At 72.9% G+C, this 24,904-nt stretch carries 25 protein-coding genes and 1 pseudogene; 11 read left to right on the forward strand and 15 right to left on the reverse strand.

What is annotated here, in order from left to right; genetic code table 11:
- Positions 1–35: 35 nt before the first annotated feature.
- Positions 36–1,187, reverse strand: coding sequence for a serine hydrolase domain-containing protein (locus OG294_RS01555; RefSeq protein WP_327064532.1), 1,152 nt, complete (start codon positions 1,185–1,187; stop codon positions 36–38).
- A gap of 168 nt (positions 1,188–1,355) precedes the next feature.
- Here OG294_RS01555 and OG294_RS01560 point away from each other — a divergent pair, with 168 nt between their 5' ends.
- Positions 1,356–1,937: a TetR/AcrR family transcriptional regulator gene (locus OG294_RS01560; protein ID WP_327064533.1), complete on the forward strand. Its 582-nt coding sequence runs from the start codon at positions 1,356–1,358 to the stop codon at positions 1,935–1,937.
- A gap of 396 nt (positions 1,938–2,333) precedes the next feature.
- On the opposite strand, the gene OG294_RS01565 is transcribed toward OG294_RS01560, so the two are convergent.
- The gene (locus OG294_RS01565) at positions 2,334–2,858 is read right to left on the reverse strand and encodes a hypothetical protein (protein ID WP_327064534.1); all 525 of its coding nucleotides are present in this window, start codon (positions 2,856–2,858) and stop codon (positions 2,334–2,336) included.
- A gap of 692 nt (positions 2,859–3,550) precedes the next feature.
- Here OG294_RS01565 and OG294_RS01570 point away from each other — a divergent pair.
- A complete protein-coding gene (locus OG294_RS01570; protein ID WP_327064535.1) occupies positions 3,551–4,600 on the forward strand; it encodes a hypothetical protein in 1,050 nt (349 codons plus the stop codon).
- Between the two features lie 48 nt (positions 4,601–4,648).
- Here the strand turns inward: OG294_RS01570 and OG294_RS01575 are convergent, their stop codons facing one another.
- Positions 4,649–5,503: a helix-turn-helix transcriptional regulator gene (locus OG294_RS01575; protein WP_327064536.1), complete on the reverse strand. Its 855-nt coding sequence runs from the start codon at positions 5,501–5,503 to the stop codon at positions 4,649–4,651.
- A 114-nt stretch (positions 5,504–5,617) separates the two neighbouring features.
- Here OG294_RS01575 and OG294_RS01580 point away from each other — a divergent pair, with 114 nt between their 5' ends.
- Both OG294_RS01580 and OG294_RS01585 read left to right on the forward strand, forming a co-directional pair.
- The gene (locus OG294_RS01580) at positions 5,618–7,165 is read left to right on the forward strand and encodes an MFS transporter (protein WP_327064537.1); all 1,548 of its coding nucleotides are present in this window, start codon (positions 5,618–5,620) and stop codon (positions 7,163–7,165) included.
- 255 nt (positions 7,166–7,420) lie between these two features.
- Positions 7,421–8,059: an endonuclease gene (locus tag OG294_RS01585; protein ID WP_327064538.1), complete on the forward strand. Its 639-nt coding sequence runs from the start codon at positions 7,421–7,423 to the stop codon at positions 8,057–8,059.
- A gap of 95 nt (positions 8,060–8,154) precedes the next feature.
- Here the strand turns inward: OG294_RS01585 and OG294_RS01590 are convergent, their stop codons facing one another.
- The 3 genes from OG294_RS01590 to OG294_RS01600 form a co-directional block, all read right to left on the reverse strand.
- Positions 8,155–8,790 (reverse strand): DedA family protein, encoded by a 636-nt coding sequence (locus OG294_RS01590; protein WP_327064539.1) that lies wholly within the window; start codon positions 8,788–8,790, stop codon positions 8,155–8,157.
- A gap of 255 nt (positions 8,791–9,045) precedes the next feature.
- On the reverse strand, positions 9,046–9,507 hold the full coding sequence (locus OG294_RS01595; protein WP_327064540.1) for an ATP-binding protein: 462 nt from the start codon (positions 9,505–9,507) through the stop codon (positions 9,046–9,048).
- Positions 9,508–9,850: 343 nt separating this feature from the next.
- Positions 9,851–10,732, reverse strand: a complete 882-nt coding sequence (locus tag OG294_RS01600; protein ID WP_327064541.1) for a phenylalanine 4-monooxygenase — start codon at positions 10,730–10,732, stop codon at positions 9,851–9,853.
- Between the two features lie 286 nt (positions 10,733–11,018).
- Between OG294_RS01600 and OG294_RS01605 the strand changes: the two genes are divergently transcribed.
- From OG294_RS01605 to OG294_RS01615, 3 genes are all read left to right on the forward strand, one after another.
- Entirely contained in the window at positions 11,019–11,534 is a 516-nt protein-coding gene (locus OG294_RS01605; RefSeq protein WP_327064542.1) for a hypothetical protein, read from the forward strand.
- A 247-nt stretch (positions 11,535–11,781) separates the two neighbouring features.
- A complete protein-coding gene (locus OG294_RS01610) occupies positions 11,782–12,411 on the forward strand; it encodes a class I SAM-dependent methyltransferase (protein ID WP_327064543.1) in 630 nt (209 codons plus the stop codon).
- A 127-nt stretch (positions 12,412–12,538) separates the two neighbouring features.
- A complete protein-coding gene (locus OG294_RS01615) occupies positions 12,539–12,703 on the forward strand; it encodes a hypothetical protein (protein WP_327064544.1) in 165 nt (54 codons plus the stop codon).
- A gap of 10 nt (positions 12,704–12,713) precedes the next feature.
- Here OG294_RS01615 and OG294_RS01620 read toward each other — a convergent pair whose 3' ends face one another.
- On the reverse strand, positions 12,714–13,436 hold the full coding sequence (locus OG294_RS01620) for a dienelactone hydrolase family protein (RefSeq protein WP_327064545.1): 723 nt from the start codon (positions 13,434–13,436) through the stop codon (positions 12,714–12,716).
- Positions 13,437–13,673: 237 nt separating this feature from the next.
- On the opposite strand from OG294_RS01620, the gene OG294_RS01625 reads away from it, so the two are divergent.
- Complete coding sequence (locus tag OG294_RS01625; RefSeq protein ID WP_327064546.1) at positions 13,674–14,300, forward strand: alpha-ketoglutarate-dependent dioxygenase AlkB; 627 nt, start codon at positions 13,674–13,676, stop codon at positions 14,298–14,300.
- 52 nt (positions 14,301–14,352) lie between these two features.
- Here OG294_RS01625 and OG294_RS01630 read toward each other — a convergent pair whose 3' ends face one another.
- Positions 14,353–14,835: a hypothetical protein gene (locus OG294_RS01630; RefSeq protein WP_327064547.1), complete on the reverse strand. Its 483-nt coding sequence runs from the start codon at positions 14,833–14,835 to the stop codon at positions 14,353–14,355.
- Between OG294_RS01630 and OG294_RS01635 the strand changes: the two genes are divergently transcribed.
- Positions 14,822–15,571 (forward strand): helix-turn-helix domain-containing protein, encoded by a 750-nt coding sequence (locus OG294_RS01635; protein ID WP_327064548.1) that lies wholly within the window; start codon positions 14,822–14,824, stop codon positions 15,569–15,571. The genes OG294_RS01630 and OG294_RS01635 overlap by 14 nt on opposite strands.
- 117 nt (positions 15,572–15,688) lie before the next feature.
- Here OG294_RS01635 and OG294_RS01640 read toward each other — a convergent pair whose 3' ends face one another.
- The 4 genes and pseudogenes from OG294_RS01640 to OG294_RS01650 form a co-directional block, all read right to left on the reverse strand.
- A complete protein-coding gene (locus OG294_RS01640) occupies positions 15,689–16,834 on the reverse strand; it encodes an RNA polymerase sigma factor (protein WP_327064549.1) in 1,146 nt (381 codons plus the stop codon).
- 8 nt (positions 16,835–16,842) lie between these two features.
- Positions 16,843–17,250: a YciI family protein gene (locus OG294_RS01645; protein WP_327064550.1), complete on the reverse strand. Its 408-nt coding sequence runs from the start codon at positions 17,248–17,250 to the stop codon at positions 16,843–16,845.
- A 346-nt stretch (positions 17,251–17,596) separates the two neighbouring features.
- A pseudogene (locus tag OG294_RS40990) lies at positions 17,597–18,007 on the reverse strand (sigma-70 family RNA polymerase sigma factor); the annotation flags it as partial.
- Between the two features lie 24 nt (positions 18,008–18,031).
- Positions 18,032–18,799: a DUF6215 domain-containing protein gene (locus tag OG294_RS01650; protein WP_327064551.1), complete on the reverse strand. Its 768-nt coding sequence runs from the start codon at positions 18,797–18,799 to the stop codon at positions 18,032–18,034.
- 128 nt (positions 18,800–18,927) lie between these two features.
- Between OG294_RS01650 and OG294_RS01655 the strand changes: the two genes are divergently transcribed.
- Positions 18,928–19,455 (forward strand): putative immunity protein, encoded by a 528-nt coding sequence (locus OG294_RS01655; protein ID WP_327064552.1) that lies wholly within the window; start codon positions 18,928–18,930, stop codon positions 19,453–19,455.
- A gap of 122 nt (positions 19,456–19,577) precedes the next feature.
- Positions 19,578–20,006 (forward strand): VOC family protein, encoded by a 429-nt coding sequence (locus OG294_RS01660; protein WP_327064553.1) that lies wholly within the window; start codon positions 19,578–19,580, stop codon positions 20,004–20,006.
- A gap of 6 nt (positions 20,007–20,012) precedes the next feature.
- Here OG294_RS01660 and OG294_RS01665 read toward each other — a convergent pair whose 3' ends face one another.
- The 3 genes from OG294_RS01665 to OG294_RS01675 form a co-directional block, all read right to left on the reverse strand.
- Positions 20,013–23,210 (reverse strand): tetratricopeptide repeat protein, encoded by a 3,198-nt coding sequence (locus OG294_RS01665; RefSeq protein WP_327064554.1) that lies wholly within the window; start codon positions 23,208–23,210, stop codon positions 20,013–20,015.
- 143 nt (positions 23,211–23,353) lie between these two features.
- The gene (locus OG294_RS01670; RefSeq protein ID WP_327064555.1) at positions 23,354–23,824 is read right to left on the reverse strand and encodes a hypothetical protein; all 471 of its coding nucleotides are present in this window, start codon (positions 23,822–23,824) and stop codon (positions 23,354–23,356) included.
- A gap of 143 nt (positions 23,825–23,967) precedes the next feature.
- Positions 23,968–24,900 (reverse strand): JmjC domain-containing protein, encoded by a 933-nt coding sequence (locus OG294_RS01675; RefSeq protein WP_327064556.1) that lies wholly within the window; start codon positions 24,898–24,900, stop codon positions 23,968–23,970.
- Positions 24,901–24,904: the final 4 nt, after the last annotated feature.

Here is a 24,904-nt window from a genome sequence, read left to right on the forward strand (position 1 = left end):
TGCGACCCGGGTGACCACTGCCCCCCGTCAGGCGGTCACCGTCCGGCGGCGGCTCCGTACAGGGCGCGGATCAGGCGGTCGTTCTCCGGGGCGGCGGCAGCGGGGAAGGGGGTGCGCCGACGGGTGTAGCCGTAGGCGATGCCGTTGCGCGGGTCGGCGAAGGCCTGCTGACCGCCCGCGCCGCTGTGGCCGAACGAGCCCTGGCCGAGCTGCGGGTAGTACTCGGAGGTGGCGTGGAACCCGATGGTGAACGCCTTCTGCGCACCGAGGACCACGTCGTGGCCGATGGACTGGATCTGCCCGACCATCGCGAGCGTCTCGGGCTTGAGCAGGGGGACCGAGCCGTCGACCGAGCCGATCGTGGCCGCGTACATCCGGGCCAGGCCGCGCGCCGAGGCCACCCCGCCGAACGAGGCCGTCCCCGAGCTGCGGACCACCTGGAAGTTCGGCAGCTCCCACACCCCCGGGTTCTGCGGGTGATTGCGGTTGAAGGCGATGCCGGACAGGCTGTTCGGACCGCTCGCGGACGCGGCCGGCGCGGCCAGCCGCTCGGGGGTCGTCACCATCGGTCGGGCACGGAGGAATCGTGACTCCTGTTCCTGCGGCAGTCCGAGGTGGAAGTCGACTCCGTACGCATCGCGCACGCGCTCGGCGAACAACTCCTGGACGCTGCACCCGGTGGCGCGGCGCACCACCTCGCCGCTGAGCGCCCCCATGACCAGCGCGTGGTAGCCGAAGGCGGTGCCCGGCCGCCAGTACGGGCACTGTGCGCCCAGACGCTCGGCGACCTGCCGGTCGTCGGCAAGTTCCTCGATCGTGAACCCCGCATCCGCGCCGACCAGGCCGGCCCGGTGCGCCAGCAGCTCGCGCAGGGTCACCTCCGCCTTGCCCTCCACCGCGAACTGCGGCCAGTAGTGACTCACCTTCTGCTCCAGGTCCAGCACGCCTTCCTGGACGAGTGAGGCGACGACCAGGTGCGCGGCGCCCTTGGACGCGGAGTACGCGCCGAACAGTGAATCCCCGGTGATCTCCGGGCCCGTCCACAGGTCGACGACCCGTTCCCCGTGCCGGTAGGCCACGAGCTGCGCGGCATGGTCGCCGCCCTCCCCCGTCGCGACCGCGGCGAGCTCCTCCCGGACCGGCTCGAACCCGTCGGCGACCGTACCCTGCACCACGTTTGCGTGCATCTGCGCTTCCTCCCAGCTCTGTCACGACATGGGTTGTCGGCGGGCGTCCGACGAGGCACAGCCCACTTAGCTACCAATGGTTACTTATTACGCCGCGCTGGTCCAGTCCTGATGGGAAGCCCGCTGATCACGGGCACCCGCCGACCGCGGTCTCGTATAGTCCTGGCCATGGCCGATACCCCGACAACCCGATCACGCCGGGGACGCCCCGCGCAGATCAGCCGCGAGCTGATCGTCGACGCCGCCGTCTCGACCGGGAACCTCGACACCCTGACCATGCGGGAGCTCGCCACCCGCCTCGGGGTCACCCACGCCGCGCTCTACCGCTGGGTCAAGAACCGCGACCAGCTGTCCGACCTCATCAACGAGGTCATGGTCGAACGCATCCTTCCCGCCAAGGGCCCCCGGGGCGCCGACTGGCGGCCCTGGCTCGCGGACCTCGCCTGGGGCATGCACGACCACTTCCTGGCCCTGCCCGGCTACGCCACCCGCCTCTCGCGGCCGCACCGCCACACCACCGAGACCTTCGGACGCCTGCGCAGCAGCGTCACCACCGCGTTCACCGGCGCCGGGGTCTCCCCGCACCTGGCCGAGCAGAGCTGGTACATCTTCATCACGTCCATCGTCAGCTGGCTCGCCGTCCAGGAGCACCCGCTCGACCTCGGCGACAGCACCCCGCGCTTCGAGCTGTTCCTGGACACACTGCTGCGCGGCCTGCCCGCGCAAGAACCGGGTGCCGCACGGCAGTAGGGAGCGCCGGCAACGGCGGCGGAAGGCCGCGAGAGCCTGGCAGCGAGCGGACGGCGTGCAACGCCGGCTGCTCGCGCCTTGTGGAGCCAGGGGCGCCGCCGAGGGGTCCGGCCCAAGTGCCCGGCCGGTTGCGGCAGTTTACTGGTCCAGGCAGATGAGGCTCGCCCGCGCGGACGCGGTGGCACCGGAGCTGTCGGTCACCGTGATCCGCACGGTCGAGCGCCGGCCCACGCTGCACATGCCCCCGTCGTCGGAGGTGTTGGCGGCGCACTGCGAACCAGCGACGGCCCGCCGGGCCAGCGGTCGGACGTTGCACCAGAGGACGTTGGTGCGCGAAGGCCGCGGGCCCGGGGAGCGGGCCCGCGGCCTTCGCGCGGGGGCGGAACCGACGGATGGTCAGGCGGTGCGGTCGTAGACGCGCACGGGGCGGGCCACCGTCAGGGTGCGGCTCCGGATGAAGATCGTGGCCAGCCGCGTGACCACCTCGGTGAGCGCCATCAGCACGAACGCCGCCACCCACGCCTGGTCGCTGGTGATGTGGTGGGTGAGGCTGAACCGGGCGACATCGGCGGCCCCGCCGGCGTGCTCGACCCACATCTGGAACCCCATCCGCGCGCCCATGCCCACGACCCACAGGATCGCCGACACCGCACCGGCCTTGATCAGGATGTGCCCGCCGGCCGTGCGGATCCGGGTGTAGATGCCGCCGGCGATGCCGAGCACCGCACCCACGCCCATCAGCACCCCGATCAGCACCAGGTCGTTGCCCGCAGTCGGAATGCTGTCCAGGTACGAGTAGGCCACGAAGGTCACGATCCCCAGCGGGATCAGGAAGGACCTGAGGTCGAGCCGACCTTCCCGCAGCTGCCGGAAGACGACGAGGATGAGGGCGAGGTCGGTGATCCATTCGGTCGTTGTCATGTGCTCCAGCCTGCTGTGACGAGGCTGCGGGCACCTGCACCTACGGGTGGATCCGCAGGTGGAGTTCGCCCCTCCCCCGGTCTCCACCCACGGGCTGACCGGCCGATCGGCCGGTGAACCGGACGGTGGATGCCGGGCAAGAGGCGGTACGTCCGCGCGACCGGTCAGGAGTCGTCCACGCTGCTCGCCCGGGCGATCACGGGTTCGTCACTCCGGGCGACGTCCGCGACGGCCCGGCCGCCACGGACGACCGGGCCCTGAGCGCCTGGCGTCGGCCCCGCAGGGGCAGGCGGGCTGCAAGGCGCCCGGAGTGGCCGGAGCCGGTCACGGACGGCTCCAGGTCGTGCACGCGGGCTCGTGCCAGGTCGTGCGGACCACCTCCCCGCCCCGGGTGCGGTGCTCGCTGGACCAGGTCCGGCAGCACCCGCCCGCGCCGCGTGGCCGGGCGGCGGCCGACGGCGGCTGGAGGTGCGCTGAGGCGGCTGAGCCGGGCGCGGCGGCCGGGCGGCGGTGCTGGTGGTGGTGTCTGGCCGAGGGAGAGGTCATGCCGAAGGCTCTGCCCGCCCCACCGCACCACCGAACCCCGCTATCACCCGAACGGAGCACGCGGGCCGCCGACCCGGTCCGCCGACGCCCGTCCGCGAGCCTTCGATCCGCCGGCCTTCGGTCCGCCGGCCCCGGCCCACGGCACAATGGCGCCCGTGGACATCGCGACGGCACGTGATACGGCAGCGCACTGGGTCATGGGCGAAGGCCGGCGCCACGAGGACTACCGCGGCGCGTACTTCACCGGCTCGACGGTGGCCCTGGCTCCGGACGCGGCGCTGCCCGTCGGCACCGACGTGGACCTCGTGGTGGTCACCGGCAGGCCCGTCGCGGGGCCCAAGCTCGGCAAGTTCGAGCACCGGGGCGCACTGCTGGAGGTCACGTACCTTTCCTGGGAGCAGCTCCGGTCGGCCCCCTCGGTGCTCGCGGACTACCACCTCGCCGCGGGGCTCAGCCGCGACACCGTCATCGACGATCCGACCGGCGACCTGCGCGAGCTGCAGGCGCAGGTCGCGCGTTCCTTCGCCGACGAGGCATGGGTGCGGCGCCGCTGCGAGAACGTCCGCCGGAGGATCGAGACTTCCCTGACGTCCTTCGACACCACGGCGCCCTGGCACGACCAGGTGACGGGCTGGCTCTTCCCGACCGGCGTCACCACCCATCTCCTGCTCGTCGCCGCCCTGCGGAACCCGACGGTCCGGCTGCGCTACCTGCGGGCACGCGAGGTCCTTGACGAGTACGGCCTCGCCGAGCGGTACCCGGGCCTGCTGCGGTTGACGGGGTGCCAGGACCTGACGGCCGAGCGGGTCGACCAGCATGTCGACGCCCTGGCGCGGACCTTCGACGAGGCGGCGGCGTGCGCCCGGACACCGTTCCTCTTCAGTTCCGACATCACCGCGGCGGCCAGGCCCATCGCCGTCGACGCCTGCCACGAGCTCGCGCGCCGGGGCGACCACCGGGAAGCGGTGTTCTGGATCACCGCGACCTTCGCGCGCTGCCACAAGATCCTGGCCACCGACGCCCCGCACCGCGAACGCGCCCTCCGGCCCGCCTTCGCCGAGCTCCTGGCAGACCTCGGCATCACCTCCACCGGCGACCTCCTGACCCGGGCACAGGAGACCGTCGCCGCGCTGCCCCTGGTGTGGCGGACGGCGGAGGAGATCATCGCCGCCAACCCCGGCATCACCCGTGGCTGAGCAGCCCGACAGGCGCCACCGGACCGGCAGGCGTCACCGGGCTGCACCTCACCGGCAGGCGAAGCTCGCGAGGAAGTTCAGGGCCTCCTCGGCGGCGCTGCCGGGCGGGGCCGTGTAGATCACCAGCAGGTGGTGGGCGGCGCCGGGGACCTGGAAGGTCTCGTAGTTCAGCATGACCTCGCCGACGGCGGGGTGGCGGAAGTGCTTGGGTCCGTGGGTCTTCTCGTGGACGTGGTGGCCGGCCCACAGCTTGCGGAAAGTGTCGCTCCCCAGGGACAGTTCGCCGATCAGGCGCACGAGTTCCGGGTCGTGCGGACGGCGTCCGGCGGCCATGCGCAGCATGCCGACGGTGGTGCGGGCGGCTTCGTCCCAGTCGAGGTGGATGTCGCGCGCGTCCGGGTCCAGGAAGATCCGGCGGGCCATGTTCCGCTCGCGCGGCGCGAGGTTGGGGAAGTCGGCGATCAGCGCGGCTGCCAGCCGGTTCCAGGCCAGGACGTCGTTGCGGTCGTTCATGATCACGGCGGGGGCGTTCGGGACGGCCTCGACCACCTGCCGCAGGGCAGGACGCAGCGCCTCGCCCCGTCCGGTGGCCGCTGCCGCCGCGCCGGCGCGGCGGGGTGGTCGGGCCAGGTCGTGGAGGTGGGCGCGCTCGGCGGAGCCCAGCCGCAGTGCCCTGCTGAGCGCGTCGAGGACCTCGTCCGAGGGGTGCTCGGCGCGCCCCTGCTCCAGACGTACGTAGTAGTCGGTGCTGAGCCCGACCAGTTCCGCGACCTCCTCGCGGCGCAGGCCGGGCACCCGGCGCCGGCCGGTGGTCGGCAGGCCCGCCTCCGCCGGTGCCACCAGGGCCCGCCGGGCTCTGAGGTAGTCGCCGAGGCTGTTGGCGATCATGATCGTGTCGGCCATGCGCCCCAGTATGGCGGGCGCGGCCAGGGGTGCGGTGGCCGGAAGGTGGCCCTGTGGGACCCAGGGAACCGCAGTCTCTTCATCGGCCGCCGGCCATCGCGAACGATCGAGGGCATGTCCACTGCTTCCGCTCCTCCCTCCCTCTCCTCTCCCCCTGCTCCCTGCCCCGGGCGCGGCTACTGGCCCACGGTGGTCGCGGTCGGGTCCGCCAGCATGATGCTGCCGTTCTCCGTGACCGGGGCGGCGGTGGCCCTGCCGAACATGTCGGCGCACCTGGGCTCCTCGGTCGGCACCGCGCAGTGGATGCTGAACGGCTTCAACATCACCTTCGCCGCCCTGCCGCTCGCCGCCGGCAGCCTCGCGGACCGGCTCGGCAGGCGCCGCGTGCTGCTGACCGGCATCGCCCTGGTCGGCGCGCTGTCCCTGCTGGTCGCGCTGGCGCCCTCGATGGCCGTCGCCGACGCGGCCCGGGTGGTCCAGGGCTGCGGGGCCGCGGCCGTACTGGCCTCGGGCGCGGCGGTGCTGGCCCACTCCACCTCCGGGCGGCGCCGACAGCTGGCCTTCGGGATCCTCGGCACCTCCTTCGGCACGGGCCTGGCGATCGGACCGCTGGTCGCCGGGGCCCTGGTCGAGGCGGCCGGCTGGCGCCCGGTGTTCCTCCTGGTGGCGGCCATGTCCGTGCTCGCCTGGCGGTGCGCGCTGCGGGCCCCGGAGTCCCGCAACCCCGAGCAGCCCGCGCTCGACGTGGCCGGGCTGGTCACCTTCACCGCCGGGCTGACCTGTCTGTCCTTCGCCTTCGTCCGGGCCGGCGCCGCGGGCTGGAGCGCGCCGGGCACCCTGCTGCTGCTCGCCGCCGCCGTGGGGCTGGTGGCGCTGTTCGCCGCGGTGGAGATCCGGCTGGCCGACCGTGCGATGTTCGACGTCCGCCTGTTCCGCAGGCCCGAGTTCGTCGCCGTGGTCTGCCAGCCCTTCACGGTCACCCTGGGCTTCGTCGTCCTGCTGGTCTACCTGCCCGCCTATCTCCAGGGTGTCGGCGGCCGCAGCACCGTGGCGAGCGGTCTGCTCCTGCTGCCGATGACCGCCCCGGTCCTGCTCCTGCCGCTCGCCGCCGGCCGACTGGCCGCACGCACCTCCGTGCGGGCGGTGCTGACGGGTGCGTCCGCGCTGATCGTGGCCGGCGCCCTGCTCCTGGTGACCCTGCGCAGCGACGGATCTTGGCCGGCGCTGGCGCTTCCGCTGCTGCCCTTCGGCGCCGGGGTCGGCCTGGCGTTCGGGGTCATGGACGACGCCGCGGTCAGCACCGTTCCGGTCGAGAACGCCGGAGCCGCAGCAGGCATCTTCAACACCATGCGCATCACCGGCGAGTCCGTTGCCGTCGCGGGCGCCGCGGCCCTGCTCACCACGCTCACCGCCGCCCGGCTGCACGGCAGCGGCCTCTCCCCCGACTCCGCCACCCGCATCGCCGGGCAGGCCGTCCACGGTGAGGTGGCCGAGGCGCACCACGCAGCCCTGGCAGCAGGCTTCACCAGCGCCATCCACACCCTCGGCCTCGCCCTCGCGGCCCTCTCCACCCTCGGCGCCGTCCTCACCTGCCTCGCGCTCGCGCCCCACCGGGCTGCCGTGAGCGCGCTCGACGAGGCGGCGCAGCGCGCCCGGTCCTGAGGCGGTCGGCATGACGCGACGACGGCGTCCCGCGCCCGTGCGAACGGGGCGGCGGGACCACCGAGAACAGTGACGGGGCGGTATCACCGCCTTGATGCCGTGTCTGCCCGGAGGTGACCAGGTGCCGCGGGACGAAGAGGCCTTCCCCGGTGGGAGCGGCATCCTGTGTCATCGCGGGCGGCACGGGTAGCTGCCTTGTCAGGGGCCGGATGTCCGGTCCGGGCCCGCGGGACGGCGGCGGGAAGGAGCACTCCGATGGAAACCGCCGAGATGGTCGCCCGGCTGCTGCGCGCGCACGGGCGGACCTATGCCGACGAAGCCGGCATCACCCTTCGTGACAAGCCCGCACCGCTGTACCAACTGCTGGTCCTCACCGTCCTGTGTTCGATCCGGATCAAGGCGGAGATCGCCACGGCCGCCGCCAGGGAACTGTTCACCGCCGGGCTGCGCACACCGCAGGCGATGGCGAGCGCCGGCTGGCAGGAGCGGGTGGACGCACTCGGGCGGGCACACTACGTCCGGTACGACGAGAGCACCGCGACCGCACTCGGCGACGGCGCCGAGCTGCTGCTCGACCGCTACCGCGGCGACCTGCGGAAGATGCGCGCACAGGCCGGGGGCGACCTGGGAAGGCTCCGGGAGCTGCTGCAGGAGGTGCCGAGAATCGGGCCGGTGGGCGCCGACATCTTCTGCCGGGAGGTCCAGGCCGTGTGGCCGGACCTGCGTCCGTTCTTCGACGAGCGGGCCTGCGCGACCGCCGCCGGACTCGGTCTTCCGCACACCCCGGACGGCCTCGCGAAGCTCGTACCGCCCAAGGACCTGGCCCGGCTCGCGGCCGCCCTCGTGCGCGTCAGGCTGTCCAAGCGCGGGGCGGACGAGCTGCGGGCCGCGTGAGTCGTATCGCCCCCGGTCGCAGGCGACTCACGCACCTTTCCCGCTGAACCCCCCACGCCCCGTGCCGGGTACCCGGGCGGCCGAGGGCCGGCTGCTCAGCTGTCGCCGTCCGAGGAGCGGCGTCGGCGCAGGAGGAAGCGGACGAGCAGCGCCGCGGCTGCGACCGCGAGGGCGATGAGCAGGTAGGTCTGGTAGCGGACGGCCTCGTGGTAGAGGGGGTTGATGTCGGCGCCGGCCGCGTAGCCGAGACCGCCCCACAGCCCGACCCACAGGGCGGCTCCGAGGGTGTTGAAGAGGAGGAAGGGGCGCCACGGCATGTCGGTGGTTCCGGCGAGGACGCCGCTGGTCTGGCGCAGTCCGTCGATGAACCGGGCCACCGTGACGACCTTGCCGCCGTTGCGCTGGAAGAAGCCCTCGGCCTTGGCGAAGCGCTCCGGGGTCAGGAGCACGTAGCGGCCGTAGCGGTGGACGAAGGGCCGCCCGCCACGGCGGCCGATGACATAGCCGAGGCAGCTCCCCAGGACCGCTGCCAGGGCGGCGACGCACATCACGGCCACGATGTTCAGCCGCCCGGCGCCGGCGTACACCGCTGCGGCGATCAGGACCGTCTGCCCCGGAACCGGGACCAGGACGTTGTCCAGGAAGACCAGCGTGGCGAGCGCCAGGTAGCCGTAGTGGTCCAGCAGAGGGGCGAGGTGGGCGAGGGGGCCCGGAAGGGGCGGCGGGGTCACTGGGTCGCACCACCCCTCCGCCGCTCGCCTCTCGGGGCCGCCGCGACGGCGCGGCGCCGCTCAGGGCCCTGCCCGGCCCGGCCGGGTGCCATCAGCTCGGCGGATGCCGTCGGCTCGGTCAGCATGGACGCTCCTTCACCGGATCTGGTCCCCGTCGCGACGGCCCGGCTCCAGTGAGGTCTGTGCGCCGCGAGGCGGCACCACCATCCTCGTCGCGCCCGCCGTCTCCGGGCAAGTGACCACACCGCCCGGTGGCTACCCCGGGGCGCGGTCGGCCGTGCCGTCGGTCAGCGGCGCGGGCGCGGGACCGGGTCTGCCCGGCGCGTGGAAGCACGCGGTAATGGTCTTTCCGCCCCCCTGCGGGTGCGCGCGCCAGCTGTCGGCGAGGGTGTCGACGATCGCGAGGCCGCGCCCGTTGGGCCGCACCGGGTCCGGCGACCGGAGGTGCGGCAGCTCGGTGGAGGCGTCGTGGACGCTGACGTGGAGGCAACGCCGGTCCCAGAGCAGGACGAGCTGGGCGTCGCTGTGCGCGTGCAGGTGGGCGTTGGTGATCAGCTCCGACACCGTGAGCAGCACATCGTCGGCCGTGTCCGGCGCGTGGACCGTCCACCCCAGGGCGTCCAGGTGCACGCGCGCCCACCGTCGGCCGGCTCGCACTCCGCCACTGACCGGGAAGGACCGCGCCCACCCAGTGGCCCTCATCGACGTCTCGCCCATCGCACGCCTCCTCGTCCACTCATCCCGGCGCTCTCCGCCTGCGCCCGTCCCGGTCCCACCCCTGCTCTGCTCGGCTACCCTCCCCCGGGGCTTTCACACCGGCGCTGCGGCGGCCACAACCGTCCGGCGATCCGGGCCGAAGGCGGCAGCACGCCGACCAGCCGGCCCCGCCGTCAGGTGAGCGCTGTGGCACGGCCGGAGCCACCGGCCGGCCCGGAACGACCGCGCGCAGCGGCCCACTTGTCGAAGCGTCAACCCGGTGGCTTCCCCTGGGGTGCGTTCCTTGGAGGCAGACGTGGGCAGGGGGCTCCTGACCTGGTGTGATGGGTCTTGTGGAGGCCCCCTACCGGCGGACACTCCCAGCGGTCCTCAGTCGGGCCCCGGTGTCGTCGTCGAAGTCCGCGCAGAACGCGGCGAGGGCATCGGTGAGGTGATCCATCGAGCGTGCGGCGAACAGGACGGGCTGGTAGGCATCGACCCGGTACGCGGTGCCTGCCATCGCGCGCAGGTCCCAGTCGCGGATCTCGCACCGGGGCAGTCGGCGCAGCTCGCCGGGTGAGGAGAGCAGCGCCGCGCCGTACGCCTTGACCGCCCCGGCCTCGGTGACCACGCCGCATTCGAGGGTGTACCAGTACACCCGGCTGAGCAGGCCGAGGGCTTGCTCGGTGCGCACTTGTGCGGCTGCCCTGCCGATCAGGCGGTACAGCTCGGCGAACCGGGTCGAGGCCAGGTGGACACCGTGGCCGAACACGTCGTGGATCACGTCGGGTTCGGGCGTGTACAGCGGCGCTGCGGGGTGCCGGACGAACTGCACCGCGTGGAAGTAGCCGTGCCGCAGCGCCCCCAGGAACCGCCGGTTCGGCACGAAGCCACCGGCCAGGGTGAAGTCGAATCCGGTCCGGGCCCGCAGGTGCGCCCCGACCTCGTCGTGCTGCGGGATGCGGTCTGCGGGAATGCACGCGTCCTCGCGGGCGGCCAGCACCGCGCGGCACGCGTGGGCCCGCAGGGCGGGCTCCAGTGCCGCGTGCACCGTGCGCCACGTCGCGTGCTCCGCAGTGCGGTACGCGACCGACGGCGAGGGATCACCGACCCGGTGGCCGCGCGCCAACGCGACGAGCGCGCCTCGCCGCGCCAGATAGCGGGGGTCGCGCAGACCGGGGTGCCGGGCGACAGGACCGAGCCTGCCGCCCGACGTGACCGGGACCAGCTCCGATGCATCGCTCATGGCTTCCACCGTTCCCCGGTGGGACCGTGAATCACCATCACCGATTCCACGGCACCCTCGGCTGGGCTGGAACGACGAGGCTTGCCCAAGCTCTGCCGCGTTGCAGTTGCGACAGGACACCGGCTCGCGGCCCGAAGGGCGTCCGGAAGCCCGTCCCGCTGACGGGCTTCCGTCGGCCGCACCCGTTCGGGTGAAGCCGGAGTCCGGGTGTTTCCCCGCTGCTGCCCTGGGGAGAACTGGGCGTTGGCAGTTCATCGGGACAAGAAAGACAAGAAGGGGGCCAACGGTGGTCGACCAGGACAATCGGCGCTACGCCTTTCTCAGTGCAACATTCCTCTCGAAGCAGTACAAGTCCATCCCTGACGAAACGCTCGACAACGCGATCTTCTTCTTCGGCGCAAAGAGGAGCTGGCTGTTCCCGACGAACAGGGAGGAGATGCTCGAAGCACGGTCGCAGCCGTCCAAGTACCTCGAATTCGATGATGATTTCAAGTCTCTCGTCCTGCAGAAGAAAGAGCGGGGTCTGGTCTTCTGGCTGCTGCCCGACAAGAGCTACAGCAACGCCTCGAAGTTCATCGAAGCGATCACCGACCCGGTCAGCAAGGAGAACTATCGCCCGCTCATCCTGGACGAGGACTGGTGGCTCACCAGGTTCAACTCGAAGGACGCCAAGTTCTGCAAGGACGCCCGGAGCATCACCGGCAACTTCAAGCAGGGCGATTTTGACTACGACCCGGTGATGGAGCTGCTTTACCAGAGCAACCCCACGCTTGTCCCCACCCTGTACTGGGCGGAGAGCTGACGCCCCAAGGGTTTCCCACCGGCCCGTCCGGCCCTGCGCGGGCCGGACGGGAGCGGTCGCGGTAGAGGACGCTGTCGAAGGCATGCGGCCGGCGCCGGCCGCGCGCTTGGTGGGCGTGCTTGATCGTGGACGGCGACGCCCGTCCACCTGCGGCAACAAGGGCTCGATCCGCTCCCACGCCGCGACCGTCGCCTCACCTCGACCTGCCACAAGATCACTTAATCAGGCCAGCTTTAGAATCCTTCCCGTGGCGGATCATCAGAACGAGACCAGGGCGGCCTACGACGGGGTCGTCGAGCGGTACGCGTCGCTGTTCGCAGACCGGTTGGAGAGGCAGCCGTTCGCCCGGGCCATGATCGGCACCTTCGCCGAGCTGGTGCGCGCGACGGGCAACCCGCGGGCCGCGGACGTCGGGTGCGGGCCCGGATACCTGACGGCCATGCTGCACGAACTGGGCCTGGACGCCTTCGGACTGGACCTCTCCCCGGGCATGGTCGACCACGCCCGGCGGGCCCATCCGGCCCTGCGCTTCCAGGAGGCCCGGATGGAGTCCCTGCCGGTCGAGGACGGCGCGCTCGGCGGCGTCCTGGCCCACTACTCGATGATCCACACCCCGCCGGAGGAACTGCCGGAGCTGCTCGCCGAGCAGGCACGCGTCCTGGCACCGGGCGGCCTGCTCCTGGTCTCCTGCTTCGGGACCGACGGACCGGAGCCGGTCCGATTCGACCACAAGGTGACGCCTGCCTACAGCTGGCCGGTGGACCGCCTCGCCGACCTGCTGGCCGACGCCGGGCTCGTCCCCTTCGCCCGGCTGCTCCACGACCCGGCCTCCGAACGGGGCTTCCTCGACGCCCACCTGCTGGCCCGCCGTTCGTAGGTCCTGTCCGACCATGTCCGCCGTGCGGTCGACGCGCCCCCCAGGTCGGCGCGTCCTGCACCCGCCGATTCGACGCGAACGGTCAGACAGGCCCGCGATGGGGGCGGCGGAAGTCGGCGTAGGGCAGGTGGGCCTTGAAGGAGATGTCGACCTCGGGGCGGCGCGGGTCCGGGTCGGGCAGGAACTGAGAAGCGGGGGGCAGCTGCCGGCCACCGCCATCGAGGAGGGCCGGGACCTGTCCTCGATGGGCGGCAGCCCGGACGGCAGCGCCTACCGTGTGCTGCGGGCCTGACGGCCCGGCCTCACTTCAGGTGCCGGCCGAAGAAGCGGTCCCCCTCCTCCACCTCGAACCACGGGGTACCGGCGTGCCCGCCCAGATTGGCGTGCATCGTCTTCTCCTTGGAGCCGAAGGCGTCGAACAGGTCCAGGGACCGCTGTCGGGGGTTGCCTTCGTCGTCCCACTGCAGCAGGAACAGCAGCGGAATGGTGACCTGCCGGGCCTCCTCGCGCTGGGCGTGGGGCACATAGCCCCCGGCGAAGAAGCCGGCGGCCTCGATGCGCGGCTCGACCACCGCGAGGCGGATGCCGACGGCGGTCCACCCCGAGTACCCGACCGGGCCGCCGATTTCGGGCAGTGCTAGGAGGACGTCCAAGGCGGTCCGCCATTCCGGGACCACCTTTTCGACCAGCGGGCCGACGAAGGACTCGAAGATCTCATCGACCGGCTCGCCGGCCTGCATCGCCCGGCGGAGCTCGGCGCGGGCCTGCTCGTCGGCGGCGGAACGGGGCCGGTCACCGCACCCGGCGGCGTCGATGGTGGCCACCGCGTAGCCGTACCCGGCGGTCTGCCGGGCCCGGGCCACCAGTCGGGGTTCCCGCTTGGGGAGGCCGTTGTTGTGGGCCATCAGGATCAGCGGGACGGGTGCGGCGGATTCAGGCGTCCACAGGGTGCCGGGGATCTCGCCGAGGGTGAACTCGCGCTCGAGGACGCCGTTGTCGAGGCGCTGCTCGGAAGTGAACTGCATGGTCGTGCCTTTCGGGAGTGCTCATGAAGGCGCTCCCGGACGACCTATCGCCCGACCGTGACCCCGGAGGGGAGCACCCATGTCGATACTGCGTTCACGGGTACCACCTCCTCGTTCTCTCGCACGGCCTCCGGAAAGGTAGCAGGTGTCGCCATGGTCCGCCAACGGGATTGTGCGGAGGCACCGCAGCCCCCAATTAATCGAACATGCGAGCGATTATCGCGTTACCCTGTCCCCATGCAGCACCTCCAGAGCACCCTGTTCGGCAGCGCCGACGCCCTCGGGCTCGGCCCGCTCACCGCCGTCCGCCGCGTCGAGCTCGGACACGGCGCCTGGGTCGACCTGCTGCCGGGGTGGCTCACCGGGGCGGACGAACTGTTCGAACACCTCGCCGCCGAGGTCCCGTGGCGGGCCGAGCGGCGGCCGATGTACGAGCGGGTGGTCGACGTCCCGCGGCTGCTCGCGCACTACGGTCCCGGGGCCGAGCTGCCGCACCCGGTGCTGACCCGGGCCCGCCGGAGGCTGAGCGAGCACTATGCGGCCGAACTCGGCGAGCCGTTCCTGACCGCCGGGCTCTGCTACTACCGCGACGGGCGCGACAGCGTGGCCTGGCACGGCGACCGCGGCGGACGAGCGGCCGACCAGGACACGATGATCGCGATCCTCTCCGTCGGCGAACCCCGCGCCCTGCTGCTGCGCCCGCACGGCGGCACCGGTCCCACCCGGCGCCACACCCTGGGCCACGGCGACCTGCTGGTGATGGGCGGTTCCTGCCAGCGAACCTTCGAGCACGCCGTCCCGAAGACCGCCCGGCCCACCGGCCCCCGGATCAGCGTGCAGTTCCGGCCCTACCAGGTCTGGTAGAGCACGGGGCGCATGCCGCCGACCGGCGGGCCACCGGACCGCCCAACCGCCGTCAGGGGCGCGGGATGGGGACGCCCGCGGCGCGGAGCTTGGCCTCGATCAGATCGGCCATCCGGGCCCCGGCCGGTGACTGGTTGCCGAAGCGGCTGATGAGCCGGTACCGGGTCGCGGTCTCGGTGCGGGCCTGGAAGCCGGTCACGGTCTTCAGCTGTGCGGGGTTGGCGAGGTAGTGGTCGGCCATGGCGGTGGCGAGCTCGTCGATGCGCGGGTCGTCCGGATCCCAGGCCACGGCTTCGGCACCGCGCCTGACCAGGGCGACGAACCGGGTGTCCCGCAGGGCTTGTTCGCCGTGGTCGAGGTAGTCGTCGAAGCCTTCCGGGACCAGGGCCCTGGCCAGCACCCAGCCCTCCCTGGTGGCCGCCACCTCGTCTGCGGTGAAGCCGAGGCCGGCCATCCGCTCCAGCAGCACCACGGCGCGGTCGGGCAGCAGCGCCCGGTCGCCGTCGGCGAGCCGGAGCAGCGTGTCCCGCTGCACGGTCAGCGCTGATGACGGTGGCGGTCAGCCAACGGAGCATCATCGCGTAGTCGGCGGGGACGATCCCGGCGGCGACGGCGCCGCCGATCCAGGCCTCCGGGTCGAGGTCCTGGTGTGCGACGGGCCGTCCGGTCACGGCGGCGATCAGGTCGGCGACGTCGCCGACCGTGAGGGCCTGCGGACCGGTGGGCGCGTACACGGCGCCGGCGTGGGCCTCGGGGGCGAGCAGCGTCTCGGCCGCGACGGCGGCGATGTCGGCCGCGTCGACGAAGGCCTCGGTTCCGCTGCCGGCGGGGACGGTGATCACGCCGCCGATGAGGGGCAGGTGGCTGTCGGTGACGTTCTGCATCACCCAGGCGGGGCGGACCACGCAGTGGGTGATGCCCGTTCGGGCGGCGAGGTCGGCTTCGACGGCCTTGATGTCGATCCCCGGTGGGGCGGTGTCGGCGCCGTAGGTGCTCAGGCAGGTGACGTGGCGGACGCCTGCGGCCTCTGCCGCGCCTACCGGTTCTCCGGCGACATCGGCAACGGGCTGCTGGAGGCGGCGCTGGCCAGGGAGCAGCTGCGCACGGGCCGACTCGGCCTGGCGGGCATCGCCCGCAGTGTCGGCTACGGCTCGCCCTACGCCTTCGCGGCCGCATTCCGCCGCCACCACGGCGAACCGCCCGGCGCCTGGCGAGAACGGGAGTCGACGCGCGAGGAGGAACTCCGGCCGAGCGGCCCCCGCATCCACTGACGCCGGGCAGTCGGGCAGTCGGGCAGTCGGGCAGTCGGGCAGTCGGGCAGTCGGGCAGTCGGGCAGTCGGGCAGCACTGTGCATGACTCCGGACGACACCGTGGGGTGACCGGCCCGTCAGCGGCCACCGTCGGCGTTGAGCCGGGCGGCCTGGCGCGTCAGGTGGTCGCGCTCGGCGAGGTTGGGGGCCTTGCGGGCCGCCTCGGCGTACAGCCGGGCCGCCGTCGCCAGGTCACCGTCACGCTCGTGGAGGTAGGCCGCCACCGCGGCGTGGCGGGGCAGTGCGGCGTCCAGCGCGGCGAGCGCCGCCAGGCCGGCGCGCGGTCCGTCCGCCTCTCCGACGGCGACCGCGCGGTTGAGCCGGACGATCGGGCTGTCGGTCAGGCCTGCGAGCTCGTCGTACCACTCGACGATCTGCACCCAGTCGGTCTCCTCCGCGGTGGGCGCATCGGCGTGGAGCGCCGCGATGGCGGCCTGGGCCTGGAACTCGCCCAGCTTGTCGCGGGCGAGGGCCGCCTGCAGGATCGCGACCCCCTCGGCGATCGACCCGGTGTCCCAGCGGCCGCGGTCCTGCTGGGCGAGCGGGACCAGGCTGCCGTCAGGCGCGATCCGCGCGGCCCGCCGGGCATGGTGGAGGAGCATGAGGGCGAGCAGCCCCGCCACCTCGGGATGCTCGACGTGGGCCGCGAGCTGCCGGGTGAGCCGGATGGCCTCGGCGGCGAGATCGACGTCGCCGGAGTAGCCCTCGTTGAAGACCAGGTAGAGGACGCGCAGCACGGTGGCGACGTCGCCGGGCCGGTCGAACCGCACGCCGGAGACGGTGCGCTTGGCCCGGCTGATGCGCTGTGCCATGGTCGCCTCGGGCACCAGATAGGCCTGGGCGATCTGGCGGGTGGTCAGCCCGCCGACGGCGCGCAGCGTGAGCGCGACGGCCGACGCGGGCGTCAGCGACGGGTGGGCGCACAGGAAGTAGAGCTGGAGCGTGTCGTCCAGCGCCGGCGCGGGCCCGGGCGGCGGCTCCTCGTCGACGCGGTCCTCGCGCCGGCGGCGGGCGGCGTCCGCCCGCGCCTGGTCGAGGAACCGGCGCCAGGCCACGGTGACCAGCCAGCCCTTCGGATCCCGCGGCTGGTCGGCCGACCAGACGCGCAGCGCCTCGACGAGCGCGTCCTGCACGGCGTCCTCGGCCGCCGCGAAGTCGGCTCCGCGGCGGACGAGGATCCCGAGCACGCTCGGGGTGAGGCTCCTCAGCAGGGCCTCGTTCATCGCTGAGGTCACTCCGTGATGCAGGGTGCCGCGCCCAGGAACGGGCGCACCTCGAGCCACTCGTGGATCGGCCTGCCGCCCGCCCCGGGGGCGGCCGACAGCTCCCCCGCCAGCTCGACGGCGCGCTCGTAGCTGTCGACGTCGATCACCATCCAGCCGGCGATGAGGTCCTTGGTCTCCGCGAACGGTCCGTCGGTGACCGGCGGGCGCCCCTCGCCGTCGTAGCGGACCCACGCTCCCTCGGGGGCGAGCGCCTGACCGTCGACGAACTCGCCGGTCTTCTCCAGCCGGGCGGCGAAGTCGTTCATGTACTGCATGTGGGCCGAGATCTCCTCCGGGCTCCACCGGTCCATGGGCACGTCGTTGGCCGGCGCCGGGGCGCCGCGGTAGTGCTTGAGCAGCAGGTACTTGGCCATCGTGGTTCTCCTCGGTGATCGTGCGACCCATTGTGGTCGCGTTCACCCCGGGGACGGAGCCGGACGCGGGTTCTCGACATCGCCGCCGAAATTTTTTTGCGGTGGAACGCCCAGGAGGTCGGGCACGGCGCGCCATGGTCGCCGAGCTGCGCTCCCCGGGGCCGCACGGCTGTTCCCGCCACGCACTGGCCGTCGCGTAGATCCGGGTGATGCGCCCGTTCTCGGCCGTGAGGCTGACCGCGGCCCCTGCGGTGGCGGATCCGATCCGGAGCGCGGGAGCGCCGTTGAGCCACACCGCCGTCGTCCCGATGACGCTGCGGTCGGTGCCGGCGACGTGGCTGCGGGCCCGCCGTGCGATCTGCCGGACCGCGGCGGGGCTCTTGCCCACGGCCTCGGCGACCCCCTCGAACGGGACGCCGAACACCTCGCGGAGCACGAACACCGCCCGCTCGGTGGGGCGCAGCGTCTCCAGGACGGCCAGCATCGCAATCGAGACGCTCTCCGCGAGTTCCACGTCGTCGGCGACATCGGGGTGGGTCAGCAGGGGTTCCGGCGGCCACTCGCCCACGTACTCCTCGCGGCGGCGGGAGAGCGTCCGCAGGCGGTTGAGCGCCTGGCGGGTGACGGCCCGCACGAGGTAGGCGCGCGGCTCGTGGACCTGGGAGCGGTCGATGTCGGCCCACCTCAGCCAGGTCTCCTGCAGGACGTCCTCCGCATCGGCCGCGTCCCACGCCCCCGCCGCCCACGTCTGTGACAACCACAGCCCTGAGAGTCTGCCGGGCTACTGGACCGTCTCCGCCGCCGGTGACGGGGTGGCAGGCGGAGCGCTCGGGGCCGTGGTGCCCGTGTCCCATCCCGGCAGGCTCGGCAGCACCGCCTCGGCGATCCGGTACAGGCTTGCCTCGTCCGGGGTTCCGGCGTCCTGGCGCCAGATCGCGAGCTCGTAGGAACCGCCGTGCCCGTCCGGGTGCTTGCCGATCACGAGGTTGTGCGCGACCCCGCCCGGCTCGGACGAGGCGGGGCCGCCGCCGAGCGAGAAGCTGAAGCCGAAGGTGTTCATCTCGTAGGTGGTGCTGAGGTGGCCGAGCACCTGAGCGCGGTGGTGTGCCGCGGTGCCCATGATCTCGGCATCGGTCACGTCCAGGTCGTCGTCGTCCGTCAGGCGCAGGGAGATCTGGCCGATCTGGACCTCGGCGCCGTGGACGACCTCCTTGGTGCCGTCCGAGCTGGTCCAGTGGGTGGGGCCGGGCCCGGCGACGGTGACCCGGTCCGTGGGTGCCCCGACGAGGACCGGCAGGTCGGGCCGGTTCAACGCGGCGCAGAGCGCCGGGTACCTGGGGGAATCGTCGGCGGTTGCGGCCTGGCAGGTCGCCGCCGCGGCGGGCTTGCCCGCGGCGTCCTGCCGGTGCTGCAGCACCAGCAGCCCGGCGACCAGCACCCCGCCCATCGCCAGCGCCGCCACCACCTGGGCGCCCACCCGTATGTCCGGTTCCTTGCCCGGCTCGCTGCCGGGCTCCGCCGACAGCCCTGTCCCCTGCTGATCAGTCACGGGCGAACAGTATCCAACGATCCGTTCGAATGCGCAGGACTTATCGGAGCGTCAGCCGTCGTTCGCTGTCACCGTTGTGCGGGTCGGGGCGCGTGGTGGCGTCGGACCCGGCCCCTATCCTTGGGGGCATGGAGTCGGACAGGATCGAGCTGAGCGAACGCGAACTCCGTGAGATCACAGGCTTCGCGGCGGACTGTGCGCGCAGGGCGCTGTCGATCTTCGAACGGGATCTCCCTGCCGACCCGCGCCCTCGCGACGCCATCGATGCGGCACGCGCTTTCGCCGAGGGCGGGCGGCGCACGGCCGCCCTGCGGCAGAGCGCGTGGGCGGCGTTCAGAGCGGCACGGGAGGCCGGTTCGCCCGCCGCGGTCGACGCGGCGCGGGCGGCCAGCCATGCGGCGGGCGCGGCGTACCTTCATCCCCTGGCGGATGCCCATCAGGTGAAGCACATCCTCGGCGCGGCAGCGCATGCGGCACGGGCAGAGGAGTTGGTGTCCGGAGAAGACCCGCGTGTCGGCGCGGGCACCCTTGCATGGGCGCGGCATCATGCCCCGCCGGCGGTCACCGCGGTACTCGGCCGTCTGCCCGCCGCGCCTGCCGGGGGCGGTCGCGCGGGAGAGTTCATCCGCGAGCTCGACGCCGCTCTGCGTGCCTGAGGGCGGTGCGGCCGGAGGGACCGCCCGGAGGGACTCTTCCAGCGTCAACAGCTGCTTGGTGCCTCAGGGTTGGCCCATTATTGATCTTTGGCCGGCGAGAGCCCCCCTGCTATCGTGCGCGCATGTCATCGATCAAGCAGTTCCAGGTCACCTTTGACTGCGCGGAACCCGAGCGCGTCGCTCGCTTCTGGTGCGAGGTGTTGGGGTACGTCGCACCGCCGCCACCGAAGGGGTTCGCCACCTGGGACGAGTACGACGACTCCCGAGCCCCTGAGGATCGGGGTTCGTGGTTCGCCTGCAGTGATCCCTCAGGTGTGGGCCCGCGACTGTACTTCCAGCGCGTTCCCGAAGGCAAGGCCGCCAAGAATCGGCTGCACCTCGATGTGAGGGTCGGCACCGGGCTCGTGGGTGAGGAGCGCCTCGCCGTGCTCGAGGCCGAGTGCACACGACTGCTCGCGCTCGGTGCGGTCCGGGTTCAACTGCTGTACGACGGCCATGATTCGTGCATCGTGATGCAGGACGTCGAGGGCAACGAGTTCTGTATCGACTGAGCGCTCTCAGCGCCGCCACCAACGTCCCGGTCCCCTGCCGTGCCCCGCCGCGGCCCGACTCCAGTGCCCGAGGGAGTGACGGGCGTTGAGGGTTTGGGGGTGGCCCGGGCCGAGCACCCGCTCCATGGCCGACACCAGTTCCGCGAACTCCGCGGCGGCTCCGGCCGCGTCACCTCCTCGCCCGCGAAGATGGGCGTGGTTGTTGCGGATCATGAGGGTGTGGGGGTGGTCGAGGCCCAGTGTCCGCACCGCTTGCGGCAGCAGGTCGGCGTAGTCGGCGGCAGCTCCGGCCACGTCCCCCGCCATGGACCGGAAGTCCGCGAGGTTGGCGCGGACGGCGAGGGTCTGGGGGTGGTCGGGACCGAAATGGCGCACGGTGTCCGGCAGCAGTTCGGCGAACGCGGCCACTGCTCCGGCCGCATCACCCTCTCGTCCACGGAGCCGAGCGAGGTGGAGCCGGGCGGAGAGGGTGTCGCGGTGGTCGGAGCCCAGCACCCGCTCACGGTCGGCCAGCAGTGCGGCGTAGTCGGTGGCACCGGCCCGCGCATCTCCTGCCTCGCTGCGCCAACGAGCTTGATGGGAGCGGACGGTGAGCGTCTCGGGGTGGTCGGGGCCGAGCACCCGCACCAGGTCCGGCAGCAGCTCCGCGAACGCGGCGGCAGCACCGGCTGTGTCCCCGGACTCGCCCTGAAAGTGGGCGAGACTGGCGCGGACAGTGAGGGTGTCCGGGTGGTCCGGGCCCAGCACCGGCAGCAGGTGCTCCAGCAGTTCCGTGTACGCGGCCACGGCCGCGGCCGCATGCCCCGCCTCCCCCTGAGCATGGGCAAGGCCGCGGCGGGTGCTGAGGGTTATGGGGTGGTCAGGGCCGAACACCCGCGCCAGGTCCGGCAGCAGCTCCGCGAACGCGGCGCCGGCTTCGCGCGGGTCCCCCGCCTTCCACCGCGCGTGGGCGAGGCCGTGGCGGGTGCTGAGGGTTGTCGGGTGGTCGGGGCCGAACACCCGCGCCAGGTCCGGCAGCAGCTCCGCGTAGGCGGTCGCGGCTGCGGCCGGATCCCCCGCCGTCCCGCGCCAGTGGGCCAGCGCGGAACGGGTGGTCAAGGTGTGGGGGTGGTCGGGGCCGTGCACCCGCTCACGGTCGCCCAGCAGTTCCGCGAACGCGGCCGCGGCGCCGGCCGGATCCCCCGACTCCCCGCGGGAGTTGGCGAGGCCGTGGCGGGTGGCGAGGGTGTCGGGGTGGTCGGGACCCAGCACCCGCTCACGGTCGGCCAGCAGGGCGCGGTAGGCGACGACGGCGCCGGCCGCATCACCCGACTTCCCCTGCAGGGCGATGAGATTGTGGCGGGTGGTGAGCGTGTGAGGGTGGTCGGGGCCGAGCCCTCGCTCCTGGTCCGCCAACAGCTCCGCGAACGCGGCCCTGCCTCCGGCCGTGTCCCCCGACTCTCCCCGGGCGTGGGCGAGGCCGTGGCGGGTGGCGAGGGTCGTGGGGTGGTCGGGGCCGAACACCCGCACCAGGTCCGGCAGCAGCTCCCCGAGCGCGGCCGCGCCCCCAGCCGTATCCCCCGACTGAACCCGGGCGGAGGCGAGGTAGTGGCGGGTGACGAGCGTGTGGAGGTGGTCGGGGCCCAGCACCCGCTCACGGTCGGCCAGCAGGGCGCGGTAGGCGACGACGGCGCCGGCCGCATCCCCCGATTCCCCCCGGACGTGGGCGAGGTTCTGGCGGACCATGTGGGTGTGGCGGTGGTCGCGGCCGAACAACTGCGTGACGAGCGCCAGCAGTTCCGTGAACGCGGCGGCGGCTCCGGCTGCGTCTCCCGAGAGCCCCCGAGCGTAGGCGAGGCTGTTGAGGGCGGAGAGGGTGTCGGAATGGTCGGGGCCGAGGCGACGCCTTGTTTCCACGACGTAGCGCTCGAAGTACTCGCGGGCGGCACCGGCCCGGCCGCCGTCGCCGAGGCTCCGGCCCGCGCGTTGCAGCACCGGGTGGGCGCGGGGATCGTACAAGGCGTCTTCGGCGTGGCCGGTCAGGGCGCCGGAATTGGCGCGCAGGGCCTGCACGAGGGCGGTGTCGCGCTCGACGTCGGGCCATCCGGCGACGAGCGCGTCGGCGGCGGTACGGGCGACCCGGTCGTGCTGGGTGGTGGTGAACGTGTCGCGGGTGGCGCGCTGGACGAGCCGGTGGACGCGAACGGCGTGGTGGGGGGTGTCGGGGGTGTGGTCGATCAGGTTGAGGCGGTGCAGAGCACGCAATGCGCCTCTCGCTTCCTCGGCCGCCACCGGGGCGGGTTCCTGTTCGCCGGTGGCACGGTCTTCGCCGAGGTGGGCCAGGGCGGGCGCGCCGGCCAGGACGTGGCCGGGGATGCCGTTGGGGTCGAGCATCGCGGCTAATCGGAGCATGGGCCGGGCGAGGCCGCCGGGGCGGAGCTGGTCGGCCCGTTCGATGGACAGTGACCAGGTGGCGGCCACGGTGGCCGCCTGGTCGTCGGGCAGGCTGTCGGCCTCGGGCACCAGGTCGGCCAGGTTCCGCTTCCGGTCGGCCAGCAGCCGTCGGTAGTCGGCGCAGGTGATGGCGGCGTCGACGATGTAGGCGACGGCTTGGGCGAGGGCGAGCGGCAGGTGGCCCAGATCGGCGCCCAGGCCGTCGATCTCCTCGGCGGGCTCGTGGCGGCCGTGGGTCCGGAGTGCGGTGGTGAGGTAGGCCGCGGCGTCGCAGGGTGCGAACACCCCCACCTGTACGAAACGCCGGCCCGGGCCGGCCAGGGCGGCATCGCGACGGCGGGTGGTGACCAGCGTCCGCCCGTGCGGACTGTCCGGCGGCCACAGCCCGCGCACATCGGACAGCTCGGCGAGGTCGTCGAGGACCACCAGCCACCGGCACGGCTGCTGACCGGCCTTGGGCTCCAGCCAGGCCAGGAACGCCCGCTCGGCCTGCTCCGGCTTCCTGGGGTCCGCCGCCAGCACCTCGATGCCGGCCTGCGCGTACCCGTCCTTGATCGCCTGGCGGCTGCTCGCGCTGATCCACACCAGCACGTCCACCCCGTCCTGCTCCCAGGCGGTGCGGGTGTAGTCGGCGGCCAGCTGCGTCTTGCCCACCCCGCCGCTGCCGGTCAGCACCTGGCTGACCACCGTGGTGCCTCCGCCGTCGGCCGCGTCCCGCAACTGGTGGACTTCGGCCCGGTGCTGGAAGGATCCGGCCCGAGGGGGGATCACCCCGACCTGATGCGGCCAGGCGGCCGGAGTTCGAGGTGGGGCGTGGTGGTGGACCTGCTCGGCGTAGCCGACGGCAACGCTGCCGTGATCGGCGAAGACGTCAAAGAGCCGAGCAGGAGTGGCCGAGATGTCTCCGGGTACGCTCAGCCCTGCTGCGGACCCGGCTGCGAAGGGTTTCCCAAGGTCACGTTCCCCATGGTCCACGCCGCTGCGGAGCCGTGGTCGGCGCGGATCCGCACATCCCCGACCACCGCTTGACCGCCGTCACCGACCGATACCGCGAAGGGGGCGTGCTGGGCCAGCAGGGCGCGCAGCTCCTCGGCGGCCCGGGCCTGCTCGGCCCCGTCCAGGCTCTCCAACACGGCTTCGATCCGGGTCTGCCATGCGGCCTCCTGGCGGATCCGCACCCGCTCGGCCCCGGCTACCCCGGCGGACTCCAGCTCGCCGGCGGCCTGGTCCAGGCGCTCCAGCTCCGCCCGCTCGCGCAGCTCGTCACCGCGGCCGAACCAACGAGCCACCGCCTGCCGCAATCCGGCCCACACGTCCGTCCCCGCCGCCTGCACCACCGCGGTCCCGCCTGCTGCGGCCAACACCGCCAGTTCCTGAGCCAACATCCCCGTGCCCCTTCCGGTACGCGCCTGCACAGCACCTTACGCCGCATCAAGTGCCCGTTCAGCACTGTGAAGTAAGGACGCGTCAGATCGGTGACCGGTTTCCTCCGGCGATGCGCTTTCGACGCCAGTGGCCGAGGGAACGGTCAGCCGGACCGACGCGGTTGCTCGCCGGCCCGGCGCAGGGCGGCGGTGAGGGAGCCGGCCACGGGGTCGGCCGAGGGCTGGCGCGGGTGCAGGGCGGCGGGCGGCAGGGCGGCCCAGGTGAGGTCCGCGAGGTGCGCGGTCAGCTGGGTGACGCGTTCGCGCAGCAGTGCCTCGCGGTCCAGGGCGGCGAAGGCCGGTGGCAGGAACTCGCGCAGTTTCTCGATCCGCTCGGCGGCCCCGGCGACCACCGTGCGCAGGACGCTCTCCCAACTGACGCCCTTGAAGCCGATGGTGATGTGCAGGGAGGGTTCGTCGCCGGTCTCGCCCGCATGCACGAAGCCGCGCGGGATGTAGAGGCTCTGGCCCTCCTTGAGCACCGCGTCCAGCACCGGCTCGACCGCCTTCGGGTCGACCGTCAGCACGCGGCTGGGCAGAGGCCGCACCGGGCGGCCGACCCGCCAGCGCTTCGAGCCGTGCAGCTGGCGCAGGAAGACGCCGACGAGGTCGTAGTGGGGCGCGGCGCCGCGGCCCCGGGGCGGGGTGAGGAACGCGGCGCAGTCCACCTCGTAGTCGGTCTCGCGGGCGAGTTCGGCGGCGAACGCGGCCACCTCCGGGGCGTGCGTCTGCAGTTCCTCCAGCACCAGGGTGGCGCCCTGTCCGACCAGTTCGGCGATCCGGCCGCCGTCGGCCAGTTGCTCGCGGCTGCGCGGGTTGGTGCCGCGGTAGCGCCGGTAGTGCTCGTCGGGCAGCAGCTTCCCGTCGCGGAAGAGCCGCACGGCGGTCAGCGGGAGGCCGGTGTGGATCATCCGCTCGGCGGCGGCGAGCGAGAACACGTCGCCGAGATCATCCAGCCCCGAGCTGACGAACGGCTCGCGGTCCCAAGCGCGTTCGAGCCCGACGGGATCCTCGGTGAGCCTGCGCAGGCTGTCCATGGTA

This window comes from Kitasatospora sp. NBC_01302, assembly GCF_035976515.1.
Lineage (GTDB): Bacteria > Actinomycetota > Actinomycetes > Streptomycetales > Streptomycetaceae > Kitasatospora.

What these genes read in the sequence shown, in the direction of transcription:
- OG294_RS01595 (WP_327064540.1), bottom strand. Translation starts at nt 9,507, where the DNA reads ATGGGCGAGACGTCGATGAGGGCCACTGGGTGGGCGCGGTCCTTCCCG.
- OG294_RS01620 (WP_327064545.1), bottom strand. Translation starts at nt 13,436, where the DNA reads ATGCAGTTCACTTCCGAGCAGCGCCTCGACAACGGCGTCCTCGAGCGC.
- OG294_RS01585 (WP_327064538.1), top strand. Translation starts at nt 7,421, where the DNA reads ATGGAAACCGCCGAGATGGTCGCCCGGCTGCTGCGCGCGCACGGGCGG.
- OG294_RS01575 (WP_327064536.1), bottom strand. Translation starts at nt 5,503, where the DNA reads ATGGCCGACACGATCATGATCGCCAACAGCCTCGGCGACTACCTCAGA.
- OG294_RS01645 (WP_327064550.1), bottom strand. Translation starts at nt 17,250, where the DNA reads ATGGCCAAGTACCTGCTGCTCAAGCACTACCGCGGCGCCCCGGCGCCG.
- OG294_RS01625 (WP_327064546.1), top strand. Translation starts at nt 13,674, where the DNA reads ATGCAGCACCTCCAGAGCACCCTGTTCGGCAGCGCCGACGCCCTCGGG.
- OG294_RS01670 (WP_327064555.1), bottom strand. Translation starts at nt 23,824, where the DNA reads ATGTTGGCTCAGGAACTGGCGGTGTTGGCCGCAGCAGGCGGGACCGCG.
- OG294_RS01580 (WP_327064537.1), top strand. Translation starts at nt 5,618, where the DNA reads ATGTCCACTGCTTCCGCTCCTCCCTCCCTCTCCTCTCCCCCTGCTCCC.
- OG294_RS01640 (WP_327064549.1), bottom strand. Translation starts at nt 16,834, where the DNA reads ATGAACGAGGCCCTGCTGAGGAGCCTCACCCCGAGCGTGCTCGGGATC.
- OG294_RS01655 (WP_327064552.1), top strand. Translation starts at nt 18,928, where the DNA reads ATGGAGTCGGACAGGATCGAGCTGAGCGAACGCGAACTCCGTGAGATC.
- OG294_RS01600 (WP_327064541.1), bottom strand. Translation starts at nt 10,732, where the DNA reads ATGAGCGATGCATCGGAGCTGGTCCCGGTCACGTCGGGCGGCAGGCTC.
- OG294_RS01660 (WP_327064553.1), top strand. Translation starts at nt 19,578, where the DNA reads ATGTCATCGATCAAGCAGTTCCAGGTCACCTTTGACTGCGCGGAACCC.
- OG294_RS01565 (WP_327064534.1), bottom strand. Translation starts at nt 2,858, where the DNA reads ATGACAACGACCGAATGGATCACCGACCTCGCCCTCATCCTCGTCGTC.
- OG294_RS01560 (WP_327064533.1), top strand. Translation starts at nt 1,356, where the DNA reads ATGGCCGATACCCCGACAACCCGATCACGCCGGGGACGCCCCGCGCAG.
- OG294_RS01570 (WP_327064535.1), top strand. Translation starts at nt 3,551, where the DNA reads ATGGCGCCCGTGGACATCGCGACGGCACGTGATACGGCAGCGCACTGG.
- OG294_RS01555 (WP_327064532.1), bottom strand. Translation starts at nt 1,187, where the DNA reads ATGCACGCAAACGTGGTGCAGGGTACGGTCGCCGACGGGTTCGAGCCG.
- OG294_RS01675 (WP_327064556.1), bottom strand. Translation starts at nt 24,900, where the DNA reads ATGGACAGCCTGCGCAGGCTCACCGAGGATCCCGTCGGGCTCGAACGC.